The organism is Muricauda sp. SCSIO 65647, assembly GCF_021534965.1.
GTDB lineage: Bacteria > Bacteroidota > Bacteroidia > Flavobacteriales > Flavobacteriaceae > Flagellimonas_A.
The window spans coordinates 1,541,969-1,565,776 of sequence record NZ_CP091037.1; the positions used below are offsets into that span (position 1 = coordinate 1,541,969).

At 45.7% G+C, this 23,808-nt stretch carries 25 protein-coding genes; 18 read left to right on the forward strand and 7 right to left on the reverse strand.

All coding sequences use genetic code 11. The annotated features are described in order from the left end of the window. Positions 1-3 precede the first annotated feature (3 nt). Complete coding sequence (locus tag L0P89_RS06855; RefSeq protein WP_235267665.1) at positions 4-414, forward strand: hypothetical protein; 411 nt, start codon at positions 4-6, stop codon at positions 412-414. On the opposite strand, the gene L0P89_RS06860 is transcribed toward L0P89_RS06855, so the two are convergent. Further along, positions 415-1,515 carry a lactonase family protein gene (locus tag L0P89_RS06860; RefSeq protein WP_235267666.1) on the reverse strand — a complete coding sequence of 367 codons (1,101 nt, stop codon included), beginning with the start codon at positions 1,513-1,515 and terminating at the stop codon, positions 415-417. A 65-nt stretch (positions 1,516-1,580) separates the two neighbouring features. Here L0P89_RS06860 and L0P89_RS06865 point away from each other — a divergent pair, with 65 nt between their 5' ends. From L0P89_RS06865 to L0P89_RS06875, 3 genes are all read left to right on the forward strand, one after another. Beyond that, positions 1,581-2,597 carry an AraC family transcriptional regulator gene (locus tag L0P89_RS06865; RefSeq protein ID WP_235267667.1) on the forward strand — a complete coding sequence of 339 codons (1,017 nt, stop codon included), beginning with the start codon at positions 1,581-1,583 and terminating at the stop codon, positions 2,595-2,597. Between the two features lie 76 nt (positions 2,598-2,673). Further along, positions 2,674-3,840 carry a PQQ-dependent sugar dehydrogenase gene (locus tag L0P89_RS06870; RefSeq protein WP_235267668.1) on the forward strand — a complete coding sequence of 389 codons (1,167 nt, stop codon included), beginning with the start codon at positions 2,674-2,676 and terminating at the stop codon, positions 3,838-3,840. A 10-nt stretch (positions 3,841-3,850) separates the two neighbouring features. Then, entirely contained in the window at positions 3,851-4,276 is a 426-nt protein-coding gene (locus L0P89_RS06875) for a nuclear transport factor 2 family protein (protein ID WP_235267669.1), read from the forward strand. A 6-nt stretch (positions 4,277-4,282) separates the two neighbouring features. Here the strand turns inward: L0P89_RS06875 and L0P89_RS06880 are convergent, their stop codons facing one another. Together L0P89_RS06880 and hemH are read right to left on the reverse strand one after the other, a co-directional pair. Further along, positions 4,283-5,674 (reverse strand): MATE family efflux transporter, encoded by a 1,392-nt coding sequence (locus tag L0P89_RS06880; protein ID WP_235267670.1) that lies wholly within the window; start codon positions 5,672-5,674, stop codon positions 4,283-4,285. 142 nt (positions 5,675-5,816) lie between these two features. After that, positions 5,817-6,851 (reverse strand): ferrochelatase, encoded by a 1,035-nt coding sequence (gene hemH, locus L0P89_RS06885; RefSeq protein ID WP_235267671.1) that lies wholly within the window; start codon positions 6,849-6,851, stop codon positions 5,817-5,819. A 121-nt stretch (positions 6,852-6,972) separates the two neighbouring features. Between hemH and L0P89_RS06890 the strand changes: the two genes are divergently transcribed. After that, complete coding sequence (locus L0P89_RS06890; RefSeq protein ID WP_235267672.1) at positions 6,973-7,803, forward strand: N-acetylmuramoyl-L-alanine amidase-like domain-containing protein; 831 nt, start codon at positions 6,973-6,975, stop codon at positions 7,801-7,803. On the opposite strand, the gene L0P89_RS06895 is transcribed toward L0P89_RS06890, so the two are convergent. Genes L0P89_RS06895 through L0P89_RS06905 form a run of 3 tightly spaced genes read right to left on the reverse strand, consistent with a single transcriptional unit; the run spans position 7,790 to position 10,863 of the window. Continuing rightward, positions 7,790-9,175 (reverse strand): MGH1-like glycoside hydrolase domain-containing protein, encoded by a 1,386-nt coding sequence (locus L0P89_RS06895; RefSeq protein WP_235267673.1) that lies wholly within the window; start codon positions 9,173-9,175, stop codon positions 7,790-7,792. The genes L0P89_RS06890 and L0P89_RS06895 overlap by 14 nt on opposite strands. A gap of 32 nt (positions 9,176-9,207) precedes the next feature. Continuing rightward, a complete protein-coding gene (locus tag L0P89_RS06900) occupies positions 9,208-9,960 on the reverse strand; it encodes a ThuA domain-containing protein (RefSeq protein WP_313790946.1) in 753 nt (250 codons plus the stop codon). A gap of 9 nt (positions 9,961-9,969) precedes the next feature. After that, positions 9,970-10,863, reverse strand: a complete 894-nt coding sequence (locus L0P89_RS06905) for a helix-turn-helix transcriptional regulator (RefSeq protein ID WP_235267674.1) — start codon at positions 10,861-10,863, stop codon at positions 9,970-9,972. Between the two features lie 195 nt (positions 10,864-11,058). Between L0P89_RS06905 and hemA the strand changes: the two genes are divergently transcribed. Genes hemA through L0P89_RS06965 form a run of 12 tightly spaced genes read left to right on the forward strand, consistent with a single transcriptional unit; the run spans position 11,059 to position 21,904 of the window. Continuing rightward, positions 11,059-12,318, forward strand: a complete 1,260-nt coding sequence (gene hemA, locus L0P89_RS06910; protein WP_235267675.1) for a glutamyl-tRNA reductase — start codon at positions 11,059-11,061, stop codon at positions 12,316-12,318. Then, positions 12,311-13,231 (forward strand): hydroxymethylbilane synthase, encoded by a 921-nt coding sequence (gene hemC / locus L0P89_RS06915; RefSeq protein WP_235267676.1) that lies wholly within the window; start codon positions 12,311-12,313, stop codon positions 13,229-13,231. The genes hemA and hemC overlap by 8 nt, the downstream gene beginning before the upstream one ends. Next, entirely contained in the window at positions 13,209-13,871 is a 663-nt protein-coding gene (locus tag L0P89_RS06920) for a uroporphyrinogen-III synthase (protein ID WP_235267677.1), read from the forward strand. The genes hemC and L0P89_RS06920 overlap by 23 nt, the downstream gene beginning before the upstream one ends. Continuing rightward, positions 13,868-14,893, forward strand: coding sequence for a uroporphyrinogen decarboxylase (gene hemE / locus L0P89_RS06925; RefSeq protein ID WP_235267678.1), 1,026 nt, complete (start codon positions 13,868-13,870; stop codon positions 14,891-14,893). Before L0P89_RS06920 ends, hemE begins: the two co-directional genes overlap by 4 nt. Continuing rightward, the gene (locus L0P89_RS06930) at positions 14,890-15,378 is read left to right on the forward strand and encodes a DUF6973 domain-containing protein (protein ID WP_235267679.1); all 489 of its coding nucleotides are present in this window, start codon (positions 14,890-14,892) and stop codon (positions 15,376-15,378) included. Before hemE ends, L0P89_RS06930 begins: the two co-directional genes overlap by 4 nt. Beyond that, the gene (gene hemF / locus L0P89_RS06935; RefSeq protein ID WP_235267680.1) at positions 15,375-16,283 is read left to right on the forward strand and encodes an oxygen-dependent coproporphyrinogen oxidase; all 909 of its coding nucleotides are present in this window, start codon (positions 15,375-15,377) and stop codon (positions 16,281-16,283) included. Before L0P89_RS06930 ends, hemF begins: the two co-directional genes overlap by 4 nt. Next, a complete protein-coding gene (locus tag L0P89_RS06940; RefSeq protein ID WP_235267681.1) occupies positions 16,274-17,143 on the forward strand; it encodes a polysaccharide deacetylase family protein in 870 nt (289 codons plus the stop codon). The genes hemF and L0P89_RS06940 overlap by 10 nt, the downstream gene beginning before the upstream one ends. A 16-nt stretch (positions 17,144-17,159) precedes the next feature. Further along, the gene (locus L0P89_RS06945; protein ID WP_235267682.1) at positions 17,160-17,948 is read left to right on the forward strand and encodes a PhzF family phenazine biosynthesis protein; all 789 of its coding nucleotides are present in this window, start codon (positions 17,160-17,162) and stop codon (positions 17,946-17,948) included. Between the two features lie 4 nt (positions 17,949-17,952). After that, entirely contained in the window at positions 17,953-18,939 is a 987-nt protein-coding gene (gene hemB, locus L0P89_RS06950) for a porphobilinogen synthase (RefSeq protein WP_235267683.1), read from the forward strand. 18 nt (positions 18,940-18,957) lie between these two features. Next, positions 18,958-20,259, forward strand: coding sequence for a serine hydrolase domain-containing protein (locus L0P89_RS06955; protein ID WP_235267684.1), 1,302 nt, complete (start codon positions 18,958-18,960; stop codon positions 20,257-20,259). 50 nt (positions 20,260-20,309) lie between these two features. Then, complete coding sequence (locus L0P89_RS06960) at positions 20,310-21,434, forward strand: CNNM domain-containing protein (RefSeq protein WP_235267685.1); 1,125 nt, start codon at positions 20,310-20,312, stop codon at positions 21,432-21,434. After that, positions 21,434-21,904 (forward strand): methylated-DNA--[protein]-cysteine S-methyltransferase, encoded by a 471-nt coding sequence (locus tag L0P89_RS06965; RefSeq protein ID WP_235267686.1) that lies wholly within the window; start codon positions 21,434-21,436, stop codon positions 21,902-21,904. The genes L0P89_RS06960 and L0P89_RS06965 overlap by 1 nt, the downstream gene beginning before the upstream one ends. On the opposite strand, the gene L0P89_RS06970 is transcribed toward L0P89_RS06965, so the two are convergent. Next, the gene (locus L0P89_RS06970) at positions 21,901-23,016 is read right to left on the reverse strand and encodes a hypothetical protein (protein WP_235267687.1); all 1,116 of its coding nucleotides are present in this window, start codon (positions 23,014-23,016) and stop codon (positions 21,901-21,903) included. The two genes, L0P89_RS06965 and L0P89_RS06970, sit on opposite strands and share 4 nt — an antisense overlap. A gap of 77 nt (positions 23,017-23,093) precedes the next feature. On the opposite strand from L0P89_RS06970, the gene L0P89_RS06975 reads away from it, so the two are divergent. Further along, the gene (locus tag L0P89_RS06975) at positions 23,094-23,807 is read left to right on the forward strand and encodes a 3'-5' exonuclease (protein ID WP_235267688.1); all 714 of its coding nucleotides are present in this window, start codon (positions 23,094-23,096) and stop codon (positions 23,805-23,807) included. Position 23,808 lies beyond the last annotated feature (1 nt).

Sequence of the window (23,808 nt, forward strand, 5' to 3'; positions counted from 1 at the left end):
GCCATGATACCTAGAACATTTCTTTTACCAGTATTTGTCATACTCACCACGTTCTTCTGTGTTGCACAAGAAGAGAACAAGCTCATCGCCAAGAACTATTGTACCGAAATTGGGCGCTTTGACCTTCTCATCGATAATGACGAAGTGGCCGGGGCCTATTATTTGATCCATAAAAATGCCCTGGGCGGGGTATGGGGAAGATTGAAGGGAAATGTCATGACAGGGCGCTGGCATGACGCCGATGGCAAAGGGGATATCATCATCACCTTTGAGAGCGATTTTTCTTTTTTTACGGCCGATTACCGAAGTGATGACGAGCCCGAAAAATGGTACAAAGATTCTTGGCATGGAAGCCTAAGACCGAACAAGGCATCCCAATTCACGGCGAAGGGCAAAACATTTAAATGCGAGTGATCACTGCTTCAAAAATACCAAACATACCGGACTGCCCAGTTCAAACGAATTCAAAAAGTGTAGGGTGCCCTTATCGGTATCCCGCTTAAAAACGGAAATGTTGTTGCTGTTTTGATTCGCGACCAGCAAATGGTTTCCGCTGGGGTCAAGCACAAAGTTGCGGGGCCAGTCGCCATGAACGGATTCTCTTCCCACCAAAACCAACTCACCTGAAGCCGCATCCACGGCAAAGATGACAATGGTGTTCTCGCCGCGGTTCGAACCGTATAGAAATCGACCGTCGGGCGAAAGATGAATATCGGCACAAGAATTGTTTGCGCCATAATCGTCGGCCAACGTCTGAACCGTTTGCCGTTCTTCATACGAGCCCTGTTCGTCTTTTTCAAATAGGGTAATGGTCGAATTCAATTCGTTGATGACATACAGCCTACTTTGGTCGTCATTGAACACAAAATGTCGTGGGCCGGCCCCATTGGGCAGATCGAGGGAGGCTTGGGCCGCAGGTCTCCATTCATCTTCTTTTTTTTGATACCGTTTTACGGCATCCAGACCCAGATCGGCGGCAAAGAGTTCATTATTGCTGAAATGGGCCTTGTGCGTGTGGGCCTGTCGTGTGGTGTCGAGCGCTTTATGGTCGATGAGTTGCCGTTGGCCGAGCTCTCCGCCCACTTCAAGATCAAAGATGGCGAGATTGCCTCCAGAGTAGTTTGAAACGGCTAGTTGGCCATCTCCCGAAAGGGCAGCATGACAGGGGTGCGCACCACCCGAACCCTTGCTATTCAGTTTTTCGAGAACTCCATTCTCTAGTGAAAAAGCGGTCACGCCGCCACCAAGACTATCAAAATCTGCGGTTTCTTGAACAGCGTATAGATAATCCCCTACTTCTGAAACGGCGAGAAAAGACGGATTGGGCAACTTGGCCTTTAACTGCAAAGAATCCAAAGCACCGGTCTCAGCATTAAATTGTAGGGTATAGATGCCCTCACTGGTACCATCGGTATAGGTGCCCACAAAAAGGGTCTCTGTATGGGCAACCTTTTTTTCAGAACAACCCATTACCGCCAAGACTAAAAGTAAACAGCCAACTATTTTCGTATTCATGATCCTCCTTATTTTTCCAAAAATAAACCATGCCCGGCTACCATTACTATTTTTATCTTTAAATCATGGATAGTTCGTCGATACTATTGGTGTTAAGTTGTCTTGGCATTGCCCAAGCGCTGTTCTTGTGCCTCTACCTCTTTACCCTGAAAAAGGGAAACAGAAAAGCCCATGTTTTTCTGGCCTTGATCATTTTCGGATTGACCCTACGGATCGGAAAGTCTATTCTCAATACGTACATACATTTGGAGGCTTGGCAGCGAAACTTGGGCATAGCCGGTATTCTATTGGTCGGGCCCAGTATTTGGTTATATGGCAAAACATTGTTGAACAGCGCCCCAAAGCGTATTGGGCATAGCCTTCCTCATTATATACCATACGTTATTTTTAGTGTGTGCTGTGCCGTGATCCCGAACCGTTTTGACACACTGTCATTGGCTATTTACTATGCCGTTTTTGGTCATCTTTTATTGTATCTGGTGCTGGCCGCCCTCTTAAGTTTTCGTATAAGAAATCAATCACAAAAGGCGGTTTTTCATTGGTATCGCAATTTGGTCATTGGGGTGGGTATCATTTGGGCATTCTATATGGGAAATGTATCAGGACTGATTCCGTTTTATATAGGCGGCGCTATTTGCTATACGTTTTTGGTCTATATTTTCTCTTTTTTGCTGCTGCGAAAACATACTTTCCATTTAGAAAAATACCAAGGGAAGCCATTGGATCAAAATACTTCCAAAAATCTGATGGATAATCTGGAAGCGCTTTTTGAGAATAAAGCGATTTACCTCAACCATCAAGTAACCTTGGCCGAAGTCGCCAAGTCTTTGGGTACCAATGCCAAAACATTATCACGGGTCATCAACGAGACCACGGGAAGAAATTTTTCTGAGTTTGTCAATGGCTATCGTGTCGAAAGGGCAAAAAAACTGTTGGCCTCAGAAGCGACCCAACATGAAAAGATTGCCTCTATAGCCTATGATTCAGGTTTCAACAATGTCACCTCCTTTAATCTTGCTTTTAAGGGATTGACCAAGCTTACCCCATCAGAATTCAGAAAACGGACATTGGTCAAAAACTGAAAAAATCGTTTTAAGAATCATGATTTTTAAAGCCTAAGAACGGTTTTCTTCCCTTCTTTGAACCAAAATATATGCCATGCGCTTTAGTATTTTATTGGTGTCGATCCTTCTCTTCGGATGCGGCCAAAACCTAAACGAACCCAAGACCCCTAACGCCGTGCTACCTGTCAAAGAAACGGTCTTTGAGGGCCTGAACAGGCCTTGGGGCATCACCTTTCTTTCAGAAGAGGAAGCTTTGGTGACCGAGAAAAATGGGCATATGGTCAAAGTCGATCTCCAGACCAAGACCAAGAAAGTCATTAAAGGGTTCCCCTCTGATCTGACCGATAGTATCGGTGCTGTTCATATCGGCGACAACTCCGGAATTTTTGAGGTCATAAAGCACCCCGATTTTACCGAAAATCAAGTAATCTATTTCTCGTATGCCGCCAAAAAGCCCGGCGTAGGCAAAACGACCAAATTTGTCAGGGCCCGCTTGCAGCATGACTCGCTGGCCGATATCAAAACCGTTTTGGTCGCCGACCCTTACAACCATATCAATTACCATTATGGGGGCGGAATGGTCATTGGTCATGACAGAAAACTGTACATCACTGTTGGGGAGCGACTTTTTTGGGAACATGATGAGCCCGTACTACCAATTGCACAAGATGTTACCGACAAAAGGGGTAAAATTCACCGCTTTGATCTAGACGGGGGTATTCCCGAAGATAATCCTGATTTTGGACCAGATGCCGTACCCAGCATTTTTGCTTTAGGTATTCGAAATACCCAAGGTATCGCAATACAGCCCAAAACAAACACCCTTTGGTTTACCGAGCATGGCACCATTCAAGGCGATGAGCTGAACATCTTGAAACCCGGAGCCAATTACGGATGGCCGAATAGAACCACGGGCAGATTGCGAAGCAAAGAGTACAAACCACCAAAAATAGAGGGGGTCGAATTTACCCCTCCGACATGGTTTTGGCACCATACCGTTGCCCCGACCGGATTATGTTTCTATACGGGAGATGAATTTCCCACTTGGAAGAACAATCTATTTGTGCCCGGGCTTTCAAGGGGCAGTTTATGGCGATTTCACATTGAAGGCGATACCATAAAAAACGTTGAGGAACTGTTTTTGGACGACCGGGTACGTTCAAGAAAAGTAGCCCAAAGCCCCGAAGGAAAATTATATCTCTTGACAGACGAAGAGAACGGCAAGATTATTCGAATCAAAGCAAAACCCTTATCAGAATAAAGCAAAGGTCATGAAAAAACATATTGTAACAGCACTGCTATTAGCTACATTTATCTGTTCTGCCCAATCTGAGGAGGAGGCGATACGGGCTACCCTCCAGAAATATCTCGAGGGCTCTTCATACAGTGATCCCGAATTGATACAAACGGCTTTTTATGAAAATGCCGACCTATTCCTTTCCAAAGAAGGCCAAGAAATTTGGGTGCTGTCCCCAAAAGAATATGCCGCACTTTTTGAAAATCGGGTCAAAGGCAAATTCAACGGTCGTGAGGGGAAAATACTGGCGATTGACCGTGCCAACGATATTGCTTCCGCAAAAGCGGAAATCCGTATCCCGTCCAGAAACCTTTACCTTATTGATATTTTTCTTTTGAAAAAACTTTCGGGAGAATGGAAAATCATCGGTAAGGCCGCTACACAAATGCCAGAACAATAAACTTGATCATCGCTTTGAAGAACCGCTGAGCTTGGTCTTTATTTCCTTCCTCAAATAGATTCCCGTAACCATCGTTGCCAACACATCAGCGATCGGAAACGACAACCATACCCCAAGTTCGCCCAAGAAATTGGGCAACAGCAACAATAACGGAATAAAGAAAAAGCCCTGACGAGTCAATGTCAACAATAGGGCAGGGATTGCCTTGCCAATGGCCTGAAAATAGGCAGCGCCGATAAGCTGCAGTGCAATAATCGGTGTTGCCGCGAACACCAATCGCATCGCCAGGGGGGCATGCTCCAACACAAAGGCGTTCATTTCAAGTTCTTTTATCGGTAAATCGGGCCGATCGCTCAAGAACAGATCGGCAATCTCAGCCGGAAACAGCATCAACACCACGAACACCAAAGCGGCCACCAGAGCGGCGTATTTAATGGCCGTATAGATCGATTGCTTGACGCGGTCATATTTGGCGGCCCCATAGTTGAACCCCGCGATGGGCAGAAACCCTTGGGTGACCCCAAACACGGGAAACAGCGCAAACATGAGCATTCGCCCAATGATGGCATACACGGCTACTAAGGCTTCACCTCCAAGGCTAAAAAGTATATTGTTGAGCAACAGGTAGATGATGCTGGTCACCGCTTGGCGCGAGAGCGTCACAAAGCCCAGTGAGCCGATTTCCCTTAAGATAGGGGCATTCAGTCCAAAATGTGATGGGCTTATTTTGAGTTCTGAATTTTTTGAGAGGAAGAAGTACACGATATAGGCAAGACACAACAAATACCCCGCCGTGGTCGCCCATGCCGCGCCATGCATGCCCCAATCGAATACATAGATGAAAATATAATCAAGCAATAGATTGCCCACCGAGGGTATGATCATGGCGATCATGGCAAACTTCGGTTTTCCCTCTGCCCGAATCACCGTATTGCCCATCATGCAAAGCGCCAAAAAGGGCACGCCGTACAAGACAATGATGTAATAAATCTTGGCGGGGTCAAAGATATCGCCCTTGCCCCCAAAAGCGGGAATCAAGCTATCGACATAGTACAGCCCCAAAATGACCATCGAAACGGTCACCAAAAGGGTCAACGTAATCTGGTTACCAAAGGTTTTGAGTGCCTTCTCTTTGTTGTTGGCCCCCAAGGCCCGTGAAATGATGCTCGATCCCCCGATACCAATGGCCATGCCCAGCGCAGCGATAAAAAAGGAAACGGGCAGTACCACATTGATGGCCGCGATGGCGATGGAGCCTATCCAATTGCCCACAAAAATGGAATCGACCAGCACATTGATCGACATGACCAAGATACCGATCGAAGCGGGCACGGCCTGTTTGATCAGTAATCTTCCGATGGGCTCAGAGCCCAATTGATCTGCGGTTACTTTGGCCATATTTAAAAAACAAAAGTCATTTCGGCCAAAGGGAGAAATCCAAGTGTGACCCTTAGATTTCCCGATTGTCCGCCAAGGGCGGACCCATATCGAAATGACACTGTCATTGAATTTTTCTCGTCACTTTTTGCAAATGGGCTGCTTAAGCCGGCAACACTTCCTTTTGCTCCCACTCGTTCACCCATTTCGCCATCAGGGCGGCCCAGTCATCGCGATCGTTCAAACAGGGAATATGAATGTAAGCTTCACCGCCCGCTTCCATAAATTGGTGCTTGCCCTCCATGGCAATTTCTTCCAAGGTCTCGAGACAATCACTCACAAAAGCAGGGGTGATGACCGCCAAGCGTTTTTTTCCTTCTTTGGCCAATCGCTCAAACTCGAAATCGGTATAAGGCTTTAACCAAGGGTCACCGGCCAATCGTGATTGAAAGCTTGAACTGACCTTTTCAGAAGACAGGTTCAAAACCCGTTTCACCCGTTCAGTGGTATCGTAACACTGGTGCCGATAACAGGAGTGATGTGCCACGGAGTTGGTCTGGCAACATTGGCCATCGATCTTGCAATGGAATTTTGTCGGGTCGCTTTTTCTTATATGCCGTTCGGGTATACCGTGATAGGAAAACAACAGATGGTCGTATTCAAACTCTTTGAGCCCCTCGGCGATACTTTTTGAGAGCAATGCGATATACTCATCATTTTTATAAAACGCAGGTAGCGTAGTCAACCTCATGTTCGTAAAATGACGTTCCCGCTCTTGCATGGCCTTTACCACCACGGTCTCATAACTCGACATGGCATAGTGTGGGTATAAGGGCACCAACAACACCTCATCAACTGACTCATCGGCCAATTTTTGTAAGCCTTCCTTGATGCTCATCGAGCCATAGCGCATACCCAAGGCGACGGGCATTTTGGTCAGTTTCCTTACTTTTTCAGCAAAGCGCTCAGAGATAACGATAAGGGGAGAGCCTTCATCCCACCAAATCTTTGAATAGGCTTCGGCCGAACGTTTTGGACGGGTCTGCAAGATGATGCCGCGCACGATGATATTGCGCAATACTGGATTCACATCGATGACCCGTTCATCCATCAAAAATTCATCAAGATATGGCTTCAAATCTTTTGGGGTGGGGCTGTCGGGCGAGCCCAAATTAACCAACAAAACTCCTTTTTTCACAGCCTTTGTTTTAGCGGCGTAAAAATACAACTTACCATTATTTTAAAGTGGTTGTCGGCGATAACTTTACCTATTCGAGAATAGATGCTATCGATTGCCTTTTTGGCCGTAACTTTAAACTATGAAATACAATGCGCTTTTCTTAGTCTTCTTATGTGCCTCGCTATCGGCGCAGATTACCTGTAACCCCAAAGACCGTTTACTATTTCAACAGAAAATAGAGGCCCTTGAACAGGTCAAGGCCCATTCTTTCGGAGATACCTTGGTACAAGTGGGAAAGACCTTTTTGGGCACCCCCTATGTGGAAAAAACACTTGAGATCGGCGATACAGAAACCCTTGTGATCAACCTTCGCGGACTCGATTGCACCACTTATGTAGAAAACGTTTTGGCCTTTTCAACCCTTTTGCGCGATGGTAATACCGATTTTGACGCCTTTGCTGAAACGTTAAAAACCATTCGGTATCGGAATGCTACTTTAAATGGGTATTCTTCTCGTTTACATTACTTTACAGAGTGGATTCGAAACAATAACGAGAAGGGTTTTGTCAAAGATATCTCAGCTGATCTGGGAGGGGTCGAATTGCAAAAGCCCATCAATTTTATGGGAACCCATCGCGAACTGTACCCCTTTTTGAAAGATGATGACAACTACCAAAAGATTTTGGAAACAGAGAAAGCACTTGCCAAGCAAACCTTATGCATTTTGCCCCAAGACCAGATCAAAGCCGTAGAAGAAAAAATCAATAATGGTGATATCATTGCCTTGGCCACTTCCATAAAAGGTCTTGATGTGACCCACACGGGGGTTGCCATTCGACGACCGAATGGCCGCATACATCTCTTGCATGCCTCCAGCTCGGGCCAAGTGACCATAACCGAAGAGCCCTTGGCCGACTACCTTAAAAAAATCAAAAACAATATCGGGATCATAGTGGCTAGGCCTCTTTGAGGTACTCGTGGTAAACCGCAATGGGTATAAGGCCCGTCCATCCACAGAAATCTTTTTTTGCGGGCATGCCATATGAAATCAAATCGGGCGCATAGTTCTCCCAAAACGTATCGGTGGCCTTAAAGACCTCGGCCACGGCCGCATAGGTCTTTTGGGCCAGGTCTTTGGCAAGTTCGTGCCTGTTATTGGCTGTCAATCCTTTGAGCACCATATAGGAAGTCGGTGCCCAAACACCGCCCAACCAATAATCGCCCCAACCCACATAATCAGGGTCATCTGCTGAAAGTGCCGGTAGCGGTATCTTTCGATAAAACGCGTCGGGATCGGTCAGGTGCGCCAAAAAAGTATCCATTTTTTCTTCTGGAATCAATTCGCCCAGCAGCGTCCAGTACATACCGATATGCTTACGCTTTACTTGTTTGCCATAGCCCAAATCATAATAAAAGGCATCTTCATCGTTCCAGCACAACTCGTTCAAGGCCCCTTTTACCTCAGAGTGGAATGTGTCGTAAAAAGCAATATCCCCATCTTCGCCGATTTCTTGCGCAATGAATTTCAACTGCCTTGAGACCATGGCCATCTGGGCGGTAAAATCGACCAATCGGCCCTCGTCGTTCCACACCCCTTGCAAGGTCTCGACATAGTCGGCGATGAACATGTTCAATCGCTCTTCGGCTGTCGAGCCCCCCATTTTACCCAGCTTTTCACCCAGTTCGTGGTGGGTCATTCCATTGCCCTCATCGGTGGTCCACCCTCGCGGGGAACGGGGAATATTGTCCATGCCCATGCCCAGGGTATCGCCCCAGAACAGCTTGTCATCACCCTGATAGCGATCGATGAGAAATTCAAAGTTCTTTTTTAATATCGGATAGGCATACCGTAGCCGTTCCTTATCTTTTTTCACTCCATAAATCTCGGTCTCTGCCAATGCCAACAGGGGCGGATTGATGGATACCGGATGTTCTTTCGACCAGAGCGGTTCTCCATTTTTCCGGTATTCACGGCAGATATATCCATCATCATCCATCCGTTCATAAAAATTGTCCAGGGCTTGATAGACGGGCAGTTCATCGAGATGATATTTTGCAAAACAAACGATGAAGCACGAATCCCATAGAAAAATATTATCGGAAAAGGCCGCATCGACGAAGGGTTTCTTGAAGAACGGTTCACCGTCGCCACCACGAACTTTCTTCTTGGTGATTTCGAGCGCTTTGGCATACATTCGTTCACCCAGTTCTGGCGTGACCTCAAAGTCGCACGATACGGGCAAGGTCGAATTGGTCTCGGTCTTACCTTTACAGGCTGTTAGAACGGTAGCCGTGCCCAAAGCACCCAGGCCCATGGCATGGGCAAAATCTCTTCTTTTCATCTATCGGTATATTTCGTTTTTTGGGGGGTCTTTTATCGCTTTAGACACCATTCGATGGCACCCATCAAATGTTTTTTGAAATCTGGTTCATCGAATGATTCATCGGTATGGCCGCCCCCCGTATAATAGGCCCTGCCCCCATCAAATTCATGGTACCACGCAATAGGATGGTGGTCGCCATTGGTGCCCCCTTTGTAACTATTCTCATCTAAATTCATGACCACGGTTACTTCGGGATTCAATTCTTTAAAGTTGTACCATTCATCACTGCGCACCCATTTATCTGGCAAGTGTGCTGTTGACGAATGTGTTTTATCGAGCACCTCAATGGTCGCTTTTCGTACATTGGGATTGTTCGGATGCCCATCGAAGTACCCCCCGACCAATTTACCGTACCAAGGCCAATCGTATTCGGTGTCAGCCGCTGCGTGTATGCCCAAGAAGCTTCCCCCGCCCTTAATGTAGTTTTCAAACGCTTTTTGCTGGGCATCGTTCAACACGTTCATCGTTGTATTCAAAAAAACCACCAACTGGTAATTTTTCAGGTTTTCAGCACTGAAATCCTCACCAGATTCGGTCCGTAGGGCAATGAAGTTGTTGCTGCGCCCAAGTTTACGAAGGGTCATGACCCCCTTTTCTATACTCTGATGCCTAAATCCATCGGTCTTGGTAAAGACCAGTACCAGATCTGGTTTCTTGGGCCGCTCGGCCGGCCCATCTTGTCCGGATGCAACAAGGGGAACGAGAAAAAGTGAAAAAACGGATAAAAAAAGTGTTTTCATCATCTAATGTTCTTAGGTTGTTGAAGATAAATATTTTTTGGGCGTCGTACCATACTTTTTCTTGAACGAGGCGATGAAATGACTTGCCGTGCTATAGCCAACCCTAAGCCCCACTTCATTCACATTATACCGTCCGGTTTCTAACATTTTGCGTGCATACTCCATTTTATAGTCGAACAGAAATCCGTAAACAGAATCGCCATAAATCTGTTTGAAACCCTCTTTCAACTTTTTCAGGCTCAACCCAATTTCTTTTGAGAGTTCGGCCAAGGTGGGGGGTTCGGCCATACGTGTGATCATGATTTCCTTCGCCTGTCTGATGCGCCGCACATTCTCTTCGTCGGCCAAAAATGGGCATTGTTCCAAATCGGCATCCTCAACACGGTTGAAATAGAGTGAGAGCAGTTCATAGACCTTGCCCCTGATGTACAACTGTTTGATGGAAGGATGCAGGCTGTAGTTCATAATTTGGCTTAATATCACCGCAATGGCCGGGTTTACCGGCTCTTGTGAATAGTATTTTTTTTCGCGATTGTCAGCGCTCAAAAACGGAATGTAACCGGCCTCTGAGGAAAATAGCGAATGAAATTTTCGAATGGTCATCACCACCGACAACAACCACGACTTCGGTGCCAACAATAGGTTCAAGGGCAAATCTTTTTGTGTGTTGTACAGCAAGAGCGAGTTTTCTTCAGAGACTTCCAATCCGTACGCCCCTTGATTGAAATTGAATCTTGCGTTGCCTTTCAAACAGAAATGGAACTGAATATAGGTGCTATCGATCTCACGCTCTACCCGCCTCGGTTCATCGCTATCATTCTGTATCTTAAGCACATAGAATCCGTCTTCGATCAAAACTTCCCGAAACGAACCGCTAGCGACATTTTCATTAGATGTGACTTGCATAAATGAACGATTTTATATTATTTAGATTGAGTCTAAACAATAATTTCCTTAGACTTAAACGCAGTAAATTTAGGGTTTTTCATTGATTTTGATGTTTTGTGGCCAAAATGCATCCTATATCGTTATTAAAAGTTCTTCCAGCGTTATTTTTGACCGTGTACAGCATGTATTTTTGTGGGCGTCGTAAGACAGGGTATGAAGCATTATCACATTTCAAGACATAGTTCATTCTACACGATTGGCCTGAGCTATAAAAAGGCTGATGCCACTACAAGGGGCCAGTTCAGTCTCGATATACCTGCTATCGACCGCCTTTTACTGGCCGCTAAAGGCGAGGGCATCGATGGTCTTATGGTTATTTCAACTTGCAATCGCACAGAATTGCATGGTTTTGCGCAACACCCCTTTCAATTGATAAAGTTGCTTTGCGAACACACCCAGGGTACTGTTGAAGCTTTCCAAGAAGTGGCCTATGTCTATAAAAACCACGAAGCGATTACCCATCTTTTTCGTGTGGGCACAGGATTGGACAGTCAAATTTTGGGCGATTTTGAAATCATCAGCCAGATCAAGCAAAGCTTTTATCGCTCAAAAAAGCACGAAATGGCCAATCCGTTTTTAGAGCGTCTCTGCAATTCGGTGATACAGGCCAGTAAACGCATTAAAAACGAAACCGAGATTTCGTCGGGCGCTACCTCAGTGGCCTTCGCGTCTGTACAATACATTTTGAACCATGTGCCCGATGTACCAAACAAAGAAATATTATTGTTCGGTACGGGCAAAATTGGGCGCAACACTTGTGAAAACCTCATTAAGCATACCGATAACAAACACATTACCCTTATCAACCGCACGCGGCAAAAGGCAGAGGAAGTGGCGGGCAAATTTCATCTTGTGGTCAAGGAGTATGGCGATCTGCAGACCGAGATCAGAAAGACCGATGTACTTGTGGTGGCCACGGGCGCACAACTGCCCACAGTTTCAAAAGAATTAATCTATACCGATAGGCCGCTCTTGATCTTGGATCTGTCCGTTCCAAAAAATGTGTCAGATGATGTAAAAGAATTGCCGAACGTTTCATTGGTGCACCTTGACGAACTTTCGCAAGTCACCACCAAGGCGTTGGAACGCAGAAAGCAGTACATTCCCAAAGCGGAAGCGATCATTGATGAGGTACAGAACGACTTTACGAAATGGCTCGAGACCCGAAAATTTGCCCCTATAATCAAAGCCCTGAAAAAGAAGTTGAAGACCATGAAGGAAGAAGAGCTTAGCTTTCATTCCAAAAAACTGGAAGACTTCAACACCGAACAGGCAGAGATCGTCTCAGAGCGAATCATACAGAAGATCACCAAACAATTTGCCAACCATTTGAAAAAGAAGGAAGTCGATACCGAAGATAGTCTGCAATTGATACAAGAGGTTTTTCAGCTTCAAATCAATGCTGATGAGTAGTCCGCTTCGTATTGGCACCCGTGACAGCGAATTGGCGCTTTGGCAGGCCAACACCGTCAAAAATGGTTTGGAGGCACTGGGGCACGTCGCCCAGTTGGTCCCTGTAAAATCATTGGGTGATCTGGTACTCGACAAACCGCTCTACGAGCTCGGTGTTACCGGTATTTTCACAAAAACACTTGATATCGCCTTGCTAAAAGGAGAAATAGACCTAGCGGTGCATTCGATGAAAGATGTGCCCACCCAGTTACCCCAAGGTATTGTACAGGTAGCTGTTCTAAAACGCGCAGATGCGGCCGATGTACTCGTGCACAGGGGATTAAATTTTCTGAATGAAGAGGGTATTGTCGCCACGGGAAGCCTTAGACGAAGAGCCCAGTGGTTGCACCGATATCCCCTACATGAAATGGTCGATTTGAGGGGCAATGTGAATACCCGTTTGCAAAAATTGGAAGACAGCAAGTGGAACGCTGCCATATTTGCCATGGCAGGGCTGCAACGAATCGGCCTTTTGCCCGAAAACACCACCAAATTGAACTGGATGTTGCCCGCACCCGCACAAGGGGCCATGGTAGTGGTCGCTTTGGAAAAAGATGAGGAAACCATCGACAAAGTTGCTGCGCTCAACCATACAGAAACCGAACTTTGTACCCAAATCGAAAGGGCTTTTCTGCGAACCTTGGAGGGTGGCTGTTCGGCCCCCATAGGAGCCTTGGCCAAAATAAAAGACCAAAAGGTTTATTTTAAGGGAGGTCTTTTTTCCTTAGATGGAAAAAGAACGGTAACCGTTGAAAAAGAGGTAGCCATTTCAGCAGCCAAGGCGTTGGGCGAACTGAGCGCCAAAGAAGTTTTGGATACAGGTGGCAAGGAAATAATGGAAGACATTCGAAATGCGAACGGTGCTCTCAACTAAAATCTTGGCCCTTGCACAAAAAGAACGACTGCTAAATGCCGGTTTGGGATTTGTCGAATACAATGCCATTAACATTGCCTTTTCTGATTTTGAAATCGATGATGGCTACGACAATTATATTTTCACCAGCCAAAATGCCGTAAAATCGTATACGAAAAAAGAAAATTCTGAAAGAAATGGTGAAATCAACGCTTTTTCAGTAGGAAAAAAGACAGCAGACCTGCTGAAGCAACACGGATTTTCAGTAGTTGAGACGACCGATAACGCCACAGCCCTGGCCCAAATCATATCAAAAGACTATAGCGATTGCCGCTTTTTGTTCTTATCGGGAAACAAAAGAAGAGATGAGCTGCCCGAACTTCTTAAAAAAAATAACGTTCGGTATAAAGAAGTGGTGGTCTATGAGACATACTTGGTGCCAAAGCGCTTTGACCGAACTTTTGACGGTGTGCTGTTTTTTAGTCCGAGCGGAATACAGAGTTTTACGAAACAAAATAAATTGGGCGAGAGCATTGCTTTTTGCATTGGCGAAACCACGGCGAACGAAGCAAAAAAACATACTGAAAACATCATAACGGCAACAAGGCCAACGGTAGAGAATGTATTGGTAAAAGCCATAAAATATTTCAATGGAAAATGATTAAAAATGACCTTTTTTTAAAAGCCTTAAAAGGGGAGACCGTCGATAGGCCCCCCGTTTGGATGATGCGACAGGCGGGGCGTTATCTGCCCGAGTTTATGGAAATACGTGAGCAATACGATTTCTTCACCCGTTGCCAAACCCCCGAACTGGCTTCTGAGATCACCGTACAGCCGATTCGTCGCTTCAACATGGATGCCGCGATTCTCTTTAGCGATATCTTGGTGATTCCGCAGGCAATGGAGATCGAAGTGCAGATGAAGCCCAATTTCGGCCCCTATTTGCCAGACCCCATAAGAAAGGCCGAAGATGTAACCCGAGTTGTTGTGCCCGATATCAACGATACACTGGGCTATGTGATGGAGGCCATCAAAATGACAAAGGAAAAACTGAACGATGAGATTCCACTGATCGGTTTTGCAGGCTCTCCATGGACGATTCTCTGCTACTGTGTGCAAGGACAGGGCAGCAAAAGTTTTGATCTGGCCAAGGGCTTCTGCTTTACCCAGCCCGAAGCAGCGCATGAATTGTTGCAAAAAATAACGGATACCACAATTGCCTATCTCAAAGAGAAGGTCAAAGCCGGTTGTGATGCCGTACAAATTTTCGATTCATGGGGCGGTATGCTCTCACCGATCGATTACCAAGAATTTTCATGGCAGTACATTCAGCAGATCGTCGATGCCCTAAAAGGGCACGCACCCGTTATCGTTTTCGGTAAAGGCTGCTGGTTTGCACTGAACAAAATGGCACAATCGGGCGCTGCCGCCTTAGGTGTCGATTGGACCTGTTCTGCCCAAAATGCGCGGTACCTCACCGGTGGCCAAATAACATTACAGGGCAATTTTGATCCAGCCCGACTACTGTCACCTCCCAAAGACATCAAGAAAATGGTACGCCAAATGATTGATGAATTTGGCAAAGACCGTTACATTGTAAACCTCGGACACGGAATTTTACCCAACATTCCACTTGAAAATGCAAAGGCGTTTGTCGAGGCAGTAAAGGAATACAGTCAATGAGCCCATGGCAGACCATTAGAAGAATCGGTTCAAAAAACCTGTGGAGAGTGACCGTACTTGTTATAAAAAACCCATTGTTCGTTTGGCCGACCATCAGTGCCACAAGAGAAACCATTGATCTTTCCTATTATCATTACCAAAGAAAACATCACGAAAACGGACCTGCAAATGCTTTTCGGCATGCCCTTTGGAATTACCTGATCGCCAAGAAATGTGCCAAATGGTCTAAAAATAAGGGCAAAGTGCTGCGCTGGACCAAGAACATCACCGATTGGCATGAGCTTGCATTTCCCAATCGGGAACTGGCCAAAAAAATGGACCTGCACAACAACGAAGTAGGTCGAAACCTCTTTCTCGAGTATGCTGAAAGCAGCATTGACCATTTGGTCGAAAAATTGCAAAAAATGACCGAAGATTCGGTCTATGTTGAAAAGGCAGAAGAGTTGAAATCCCTTAAAAAACAATTAGTCCATATCATAAGATGAACCTAAAAGACAACTTCTACGAATACATACAGAACCTGCAAGATACCATCACTTCAAAACTCGAAGAGGTAGATGGCAAGGCAACATTCAAACAAGACCTATGGCAGAGGCCCGAAGGTGGTGGGGGCCGCACGCGCGTTATCGAAAACGGAGGGGTTTTTGAAAAAGGAGGGGTCAATATTTCTGCAGTTCACGGCAAATTGCCTGAGAGCATGCAACAGTACTTCGGTGTCAGTGATGCCGATTTCTATGCCTGCGGATTGAGCTTGGTCATCCATCCTAAAAACCCGTTTGTTCCCACGGTACACGCCAATTGGCGCTATTTTGAACTGTACGATCAGCAAGGAAATATTGTGGACCAATGGTTCGGCGGCGGACAAGATCTGACCCCCTACTACCTCTTTGATGAAGATGCTGCGCATTTTCACTCTATCTGCAAACGGGCCTGTGATCGACATCATCCGAATTTTTACCCACAGTATAAAAAACGCTGCGATGACTATTTTTGGAACCACCACAGAAACGAGGCCAGAGGTGTGGGCGGACTCTTTTTTGACTATTGCAAGGCCAACGAAGAAATGGATATGGAGGCCTGGCACAATTTCGTCACCGAAGTGGGCAATAGTTTTTTGGAGGCTTATATACCCATTGTTTCAAAACGAAAAGATATGGTATATGACCAGCCCCACCGCGATTGGCAAGAAATACGCCGTGGGCGCTATGTCGAGTTCAATTTGGTGCATGATAAGGGCACATTGTTCGGACTGCGTACCAACGGCCGTATCGAAAGCATATTGATGAGCCTTCCGCCCCATGTGCAATGGCAGTATGACCACCACCCTGAAAGGGGGAGTGAAGAAGAGCGGCTCACAAAAGTCTTGCAAAAACCAAAAAAATGGGCGTGAACCGATCAAGCCAACAAAAAGCCAGTAAAGACAAGCTGCTCATCATACACGCCGATGATGCCGGATTATCGCATTCTGAAAACAGGGCGACCATCGAATGCCTGAAAAAGGGAATGGTCAACTCTTACAGTATCATGGTTCCTTGTCCGGCTTTTGAGGAGATGGCGACCTTTGCCAAAGAAAATCCGGCATTTGATTATGGTATTCATCTGACCCTTACCTGTGAATGGCATGATTACCGCTTTGGTCCCGTATCGCCACCCGAAGAAGTCAAAAGCCTCATCGACCACAACGGACACTTCTACAAAACCAGACAAGAGTTAAGCGAAAATGCCCGAACTGAAGAGGTCTATAAAGAGCTTGTCGCCCAGATGGAACGTGCCCTTGATTTTGGATTGCAACCAAGCCATATAGATTCGCATATGTACAGCGTAGGGGCTTCGCCCGATTTCTTCAAAAGCTATAAAGATCTGGGCAAAAAATATGGCCTGCCCGTATTCATCAACAAAAAATTGATGCATGGTGTAGGCCTAAAGGTAGCGGATTGTATAGATGAAAGAGATTTTGTTGTGGATAATGCCGAATGGGCGACATTCGATCATTTTAAAAAACAGCATCTGAAAGCCTTTTATCAAGAAACCATCAAAAATCTCGATGCAGGCCTTAATATCATTTTGATACATCCGGCATTCGATGACGACGAGATGAAAAGCATAACGATCGACCATCCTAATTTTGGTTCGGAATGGAGACAAATGGATTTTGAGACCTTTACCGATGAAAAAACCCGTTTGGTACTGGAAGAAAATGACATTCGGTTGGTCACTTGGAGGGAAATAAGCAAATTCTCAAAGGTTTAATGCTTAGCTTTATGGCATGAAACTGACCCTCTATCAAATCGACGCCTTCACCGACCATGTTTTTGAGGGCAATCCGGCCGCTGTCTGTATTTTAGATAGTTGGCTCAACGCCGATATAATGCAAAAAATCGCCCAAGAGAACAATCTGGCCGAGACCGCTTTTATGGTACAGAAAAACAGCATCTTCGAGCTTCGCTGGTTCACCCCTGAAACCGAAGTCGATCTTTGTGGCCACGCCACCTTGGCCTCGGCCCATGTACTTTTCAATTATCACGGCTACACAGAAAAAACCATTCGGTTTTATTCTCATCGAAGCGGTAATTTGTTGGTCACAAAGGGGTTGGAGGGTTGGATGACCCTTGATTTCCCTACAGACGATATTGTGCCCATAAAGGGTTTGCCAGAGCTGGACAAGGCCATCGGACTGACCCCTTTTAAAACACTAAAGGGCAAGACCGACTATTTATTGATCTATAACTCCCAAGAGGAAATCGAAGCCATACAGCCCAATTTTTATTTACTGGCCCAACTGAATTGTAGGGGGGTGATCGTTTCAGCCGAGGGCAGACATTCAGATTTCGTATCACGGTTTTTTGCACCTTATTGTGGTATTCCCGAAGATCCGGTGACCGGCTCAGCACACACGTCGCTGACGCCCTATTGGGCAAAAGTGTTGGGCAAGAATAAAATGACGGCGAAACAACTATCGAAACGGGGCGGTAATTTGATCTGCGAATATTTGGGTGAACGGGTAAAAATATCAGGGAAAGCCGTACCCTATCTAATTGGTGAAATTGAAATTTAACACTATGTATCCACTCATACGAAATCGAAGACTGCGTGCAAGCGAATCCATCAGGCGATTGGTGCGCGAAACAGTGGTGACGCCAGATGACTTCTTGGTACCGCTATTTGTGGTAGAGGGAAAAGGAATAAAGGAAGAAATACCCTCTATGCCCAATTACCATCGCCTGAGCCTTGATGAGCTCGAGAAGGAAGTCAAGGCGCTTTGGCAAATGGGGCTTTGTGCCGTCTTGCTTTTTGTCAAGGTGCCCGATAATTTAAAAGATAACAAAGGCTCAGAGGCCATCAATGAGCACGGTCTCATGCAGCGGGCCATCAAAACGGTAAAAAATGCCTGTCCAGATATGTTGGTCATGACCGATGTGGCCTTGGATCCCTATTCTTCATATGGCCATGATGGCATTGTCATCGACGGACATGTTCTCAACGATGAGACCAGTGAGCTATTGGCCGAGATGAGTGTCTCACATGCCCAAGCTGGTGCTGATTTTGTGGCCCCAAGCGATATGATGGACGGTCGCATACTTACCATTCGAGAAGCCTTGGAAGACGAGGGGTTCACCAACACGGGCATCATGAGCTACTCCGCCAAGTATGCCAGTGCCTTTTATGGCCCCTTTCGAGATGCCCTGGATTCCGCTCCCGTTGATGAAAAAAATGTGCCCAAAGACAAGAAGACCTATCAAATGGATCCCGCCAACAGATTTGAGGCCATCAAGGAAACCCAAATGGACATTGATGAAGGGGCCGATATCGTAATGGTCAAACCAGGAATTTGCTATTTGGACATTGTTCGTGAAATACGGAACGAAGTAGAAGTGCCCGTGGCGGTATATCAGGTTTCAGGTGAATATGCCATGTTGAAGGCGGCGGCTAAAAAAGGATGGCTCGACCATGATGCTGTGATGATGGAACAATTGATGGCCATCAAACGGGCAGGGGCAACCATCATTGCCACGTATTTTGCGAAGGAAGCCGTACAGTTATTATAGGGATAAAACAGCCAACACTTGAAAAATCTTCTTTTTGTACCCATTCTATTGATTTCTTGGTGTTCGTTTGCCCAAGAAAATGATTCATTGCCATTTGCCCATCCCTCAGAAATGGGTTTGGATAGCATCTATATCCATTCAAAAACAGATGCCATCATAACGAATGGTATAAAAAATAGGGCATTCCCCGGGGCACAGGTATTGGTAGCCAAAAACGGTGCTGTCATTTTTCATAAGGCATATGGTTTTCATACCTATGACAGCCTACAACCCGTTTCATTGACCGACGTATATGATTTGGCTTCCGTTACCAAAATCACGGCCCCACTTCCGGCCCTGATGAAATTGGTCGATGAGAAAAAACTGAATTTGGATGTGCCTTTCTCAACCTATTGGAGGCCTTGGCGAAAACAGAAAGACAAACGAAACCTGACCCTTCGCGAGATTTTGGCCCACCAAGCAGGCTTGCAACCCTATATTGTGTTCTTGGGAAAGGTGCTCAAGAAAAATGGCCAACTGAAAAAACGTTTTGTGCGGCACAGCGCCCACAAAAGATTCAAGAAGCAGGCCTATGATAGCCTCTATGTCAAGAACCGCTTTGAACAAAAGATGCAGCGCATCATCAATCGCTCCAAGGTATCCGAAGAAAAGAAATACCGCTATTCAGGTCTTACCTTCCTGATCTTTCCGAAACTTATTGAGCAATTGACGGGTGAAGACTATAAAACCTATCTGCGAAAGAATTTCTACGACCCCATGGGTGCCAAGACCCTATGTTTCAATCCCAATGAGAAAGCGCTGCCGAATAAAATTGTTCCCACAGAAATCGATACCCTTTTTCGCCATGCCCTGACACAAAATTGGGTACACGACGAGAACGCGGCACTGTTGGGCGGTGTCTCGGGCAATGCAGGTCTCTTTGCCTCGGCCCATGACCTGGCCAAACTCATGCTGTTATATCAAAACTATGGAGCGTTCAATGGCAAGCGCTATCTCTCTTCAGCAGTGGTAAAAGAATTTATTTCGGTACAGTATCCTGAAAACGAAAATCGCCGCGGCCTTGGTTTTGACAAACCCCTGTTGGGCAATGATACCTTGGCCCTGAAAGATGCCTATCCCGCGCCAATGGCCAACCCAGAAAGCTTTGGGCACTCGGGTTTTACCGGCACATTTGCTTGGGCAGACCCAAAAGACCAATTGGTATTTATCTTTCTTTCCAATAGGGTACACCCTTTCAGGTCACATCGAAAACTATATGAACTCAATATCAGAACTGCATTGCACCAGGTTTTCCATGAGGCCGACATTGAAGGCAAATGAACAACAGGGTGTTCCTAAATTATTAATATCTTAGTCATAAGCAAGCGCTCATGGGACTCCTGATTTTTTACGCACTCATTTCCATCTTTTTCTCCTTTTTATGCTCAATTCTCGAAGCGGTACTGCTGAGCATCACCCCGACGTTCATCAATGTAAAAAAGGCAGAGGGAAAAACGTACGCCTTTGAACTTGAAGATCTCAAAAAAGATGTTGACAAGCCCCTCATCGCTATTTTGACCCTCAACACCGTTGCCCATACCGTAGGGGCCATTTTGGTAGGTGTACAGGCCAAAACGGCCTACGCCAATGCCTTTGGTAGCGAACAGCGCACCCTTCTCGGCATCGAGTTTACCGAAGATCTCATGGTAGGCGCTGTTTCGACCATCATGACGATCTTGATCTTGGTCGCTTCTGAGATCATTCCGAAAACCATAGGCGCCACCTATTGGAAACAACTGGCCAATTTCACGGCAAAGGCCTTAAAAGCAATGGTCTTTGTATTGAAATGGACGGGATTGCTCTGGCTTTTGCAGCTATTTACCAAATTGATCGGCAAGAAGAACGTGCACGGTAGTGTATTGAGCCGTGAAGATTTCACAGCCATGGCAGACATCGCCCATGAAGAAGGGGCCGTATTGGAATCAGAATCGAAGGTCATCAAAAATCTTTTGCGGTTCGACGAAATCATGGCCAAAGATGTAATGACCCCGAGAACCGTAATGAAAATGGCTTCTGAAGATACCGCCATCAAAGACTTTTTTGAAGCCAATCCGCAGTTACGGTTTTCAAGAATACCCCTATTCAAAGACAGTGTTGACCATATCACAGGGTTTGTGTTGAAAGACGAAGTGCTCGAGACCATTATCAATGAAAAGGGCAAAGCCCCGTTATCGACGATCAAACGTGATATTTTGGCGACCAGTCGCAAAACGCCAATTCCCCAACTATTCGAAACCTTTGTCGCCAAACGTGAACATATTGCACTGGTGGTCGATGAGTATGGTTCGGTCAGTGGGCTTGTCACCATGGAAGATGTCATCGAAACACTCTTGGGACTTGAAATCATGGATGAAAGTGACAATGTTGCCGATCTACAATTGCTGGCCCGCAAAAATTGGGAGGTGCGCGCCAAGCGTCTGGGCATTATACAAGAACAAATACCCGACGAAGACTGATGGAAACCGCTTACCTTAAAACCCCTATCGGCACGGCCGAATTCAAAGGCGATACTTCAGGATTGATTTCCATTACCGTAATCGACGAGAAAAAACCAGCCGATATCATTCCAGAAGTGTTGGAAGATGCCGTGTACCAATTGAAGGAATATTTTGAAGGCTCCCGAAAACAATTCGATCTAAAATTGAATCCCCAGGGCACAGACTTCCAGAAAAAGGTCTGGAGCGCTCTTCTGGAAGTTCCCTATGGAAAAACGGTCTCTTATCTAGAGCTCACAAAACGATTGGGCGATGTAAAGGCCATTCGTGCCGTTGCCGCCGCCAATGGAAAAAATCCATTATGGATAGTGGTTCCCTGTCACCGTATCATCGGAAGCAATGGAGATTTGACCGGTTATGCCGGTGGCCTTCACCGAAAAAAGTGGTTATTGGATCATGAGAGCCCGATAAAGCAGCAAAGTTTGTTTTAGTTTTTTACGAAATACGTCGGAAAGAACGGAACCGTGATATTGGCCAATAGTTCTCCATCGGTCGAAATTTGCATTACGCCACCCAATACCTCTTCAGTACGAACCCTATAGCCCACTAAAAAAACCTCTTGAATCCAATCATAATCTTGTGCGATCACGGTAATACCTGTTCCCAATTCTATTTCTATTTCATTGGCGATGGCCAAGAAATCGATCCGTCTATTTTCTTGGGTGGTCAAATCGTATATCGCGGGCCCTGCTGAAAAAGGGGCAGGTTGCGCATAGGGCATCGAATAATAGAATCGGTTGTCGACAACTATGGCATCATCAATGGGGCCGGGTAAAAATCCTGAATCCAAGCTCATCGGTACACCCCCTAAAAACATCAAACTATCTGCATCATAGATCTCCAAAGTGGTTTCAACACCATTTCTGATGACCACCAGGTTACCCGACTCGTTAGTTAAAATGCTGATCGCGGTTTCTCCAAAATCAAGTGTAGCGCCTTTGTTCTTTGTGCGGGTATTGTACTGGGTCAATTTATAGTCTCCTTGATTGTCGCGATAGACCATATATATCTTATCTTCCAGAAAAAGAGGTTGAAAAACCTGATCGATACCAAAATCGATGGTGATATCTTCGCCTTCATTTTCTTGCAGCGAGATATCTTGTATGGCAAGGTTTCTACTGCTCCAAGGGCCAAAATACCCGAAAAACACATTCGAGGTATTATTGGTGCCCCACGCAACCGACCGCTCGGTGCTGTAGGTGTAAAAACTATCGTAATTTGCCAATGCGCCTGTTGAAACATCCTTTACCGCCAAAGAAAAAGCTCCAGCGAAAAAAGAAAAGAAAGAAAGTTGGTCTTTGAATTGCCTTAAGGTGATATAATTGGGCCAAACTCCCAATTCATCTGTCAGATCAATCTGTTCGCCATTATTTGAATCAGCATCATAGTTAAACTGATAAACAGTATCCAAGTCTTCGCCGATAACCATAAAATCAGCTTTCGCCGTTTTCTTGATATCTTCTTGGGTTACACCATTGTCATCGGTTGAACAGCCCATACCGACCAACGCCAAAACCGTACAGAGTATTCTTTTCAAATTCATAGCCTTTTGAAAGTAAACAAGATACCATTTAATTTTTGGAAGTATGCGGTTTCATCCCAAATTAGTATTTTTCGGCCATGCTCTACAAACTGAATTTAGAGAACATTCTTTTTTTAGATATCGAGACCGTGCCCCAAAAAGAAAGTTTTGGCGAACTTGACCAAGAACGCCAAATACTCTGGGAGCAGAAGTCACAGTACCAAAGAAAAGATGAAATCAGTCCCGAAGAGTTCTATGAGCGGGCCGGTATCTGGGCCGAGTTTGGCAAGATCATCTGTATCTCAGTGGGGTTTTTTGCCATCGATGGTGACGCCAGAAGTTTTCGGGTCACTTCTTACCACGGTGAAGAAATCAAGATCTTAAAATCATTCAAAAACCTGCTTATTGAGCATTTTAGCCAAACCAAACATTTGTTGTGCGCCCATAATGGAAAGGAATTCGATTTTCCGTATATCGCCAGAAGAATGCTTATCAATGGCATCAAACTACCCTATAAATTGGATTTGTTCGGTAAGAAGCCATGGGAAGTGCCCCACCTCGATACCATGGAACTCTGGAAGTTCGGCGATTACAAACATTTTACCTCATTGAAGCTCTTGGCCAATGTTCTGGATATTCCTTCACCAAAGGAAGATATGGACGGCAGTATGGTAAGGGATGTCTATTATAAGGAAAGCGATCTCGACAGGATCATTACCTACTGTGAACTCGATGTGGTTACCACTGCCCAGGTTTTCTTGCGCTTACGGGGCGATGGGTTGTTGAAAGACAGCGAAATCAAAAAAGTTTGAG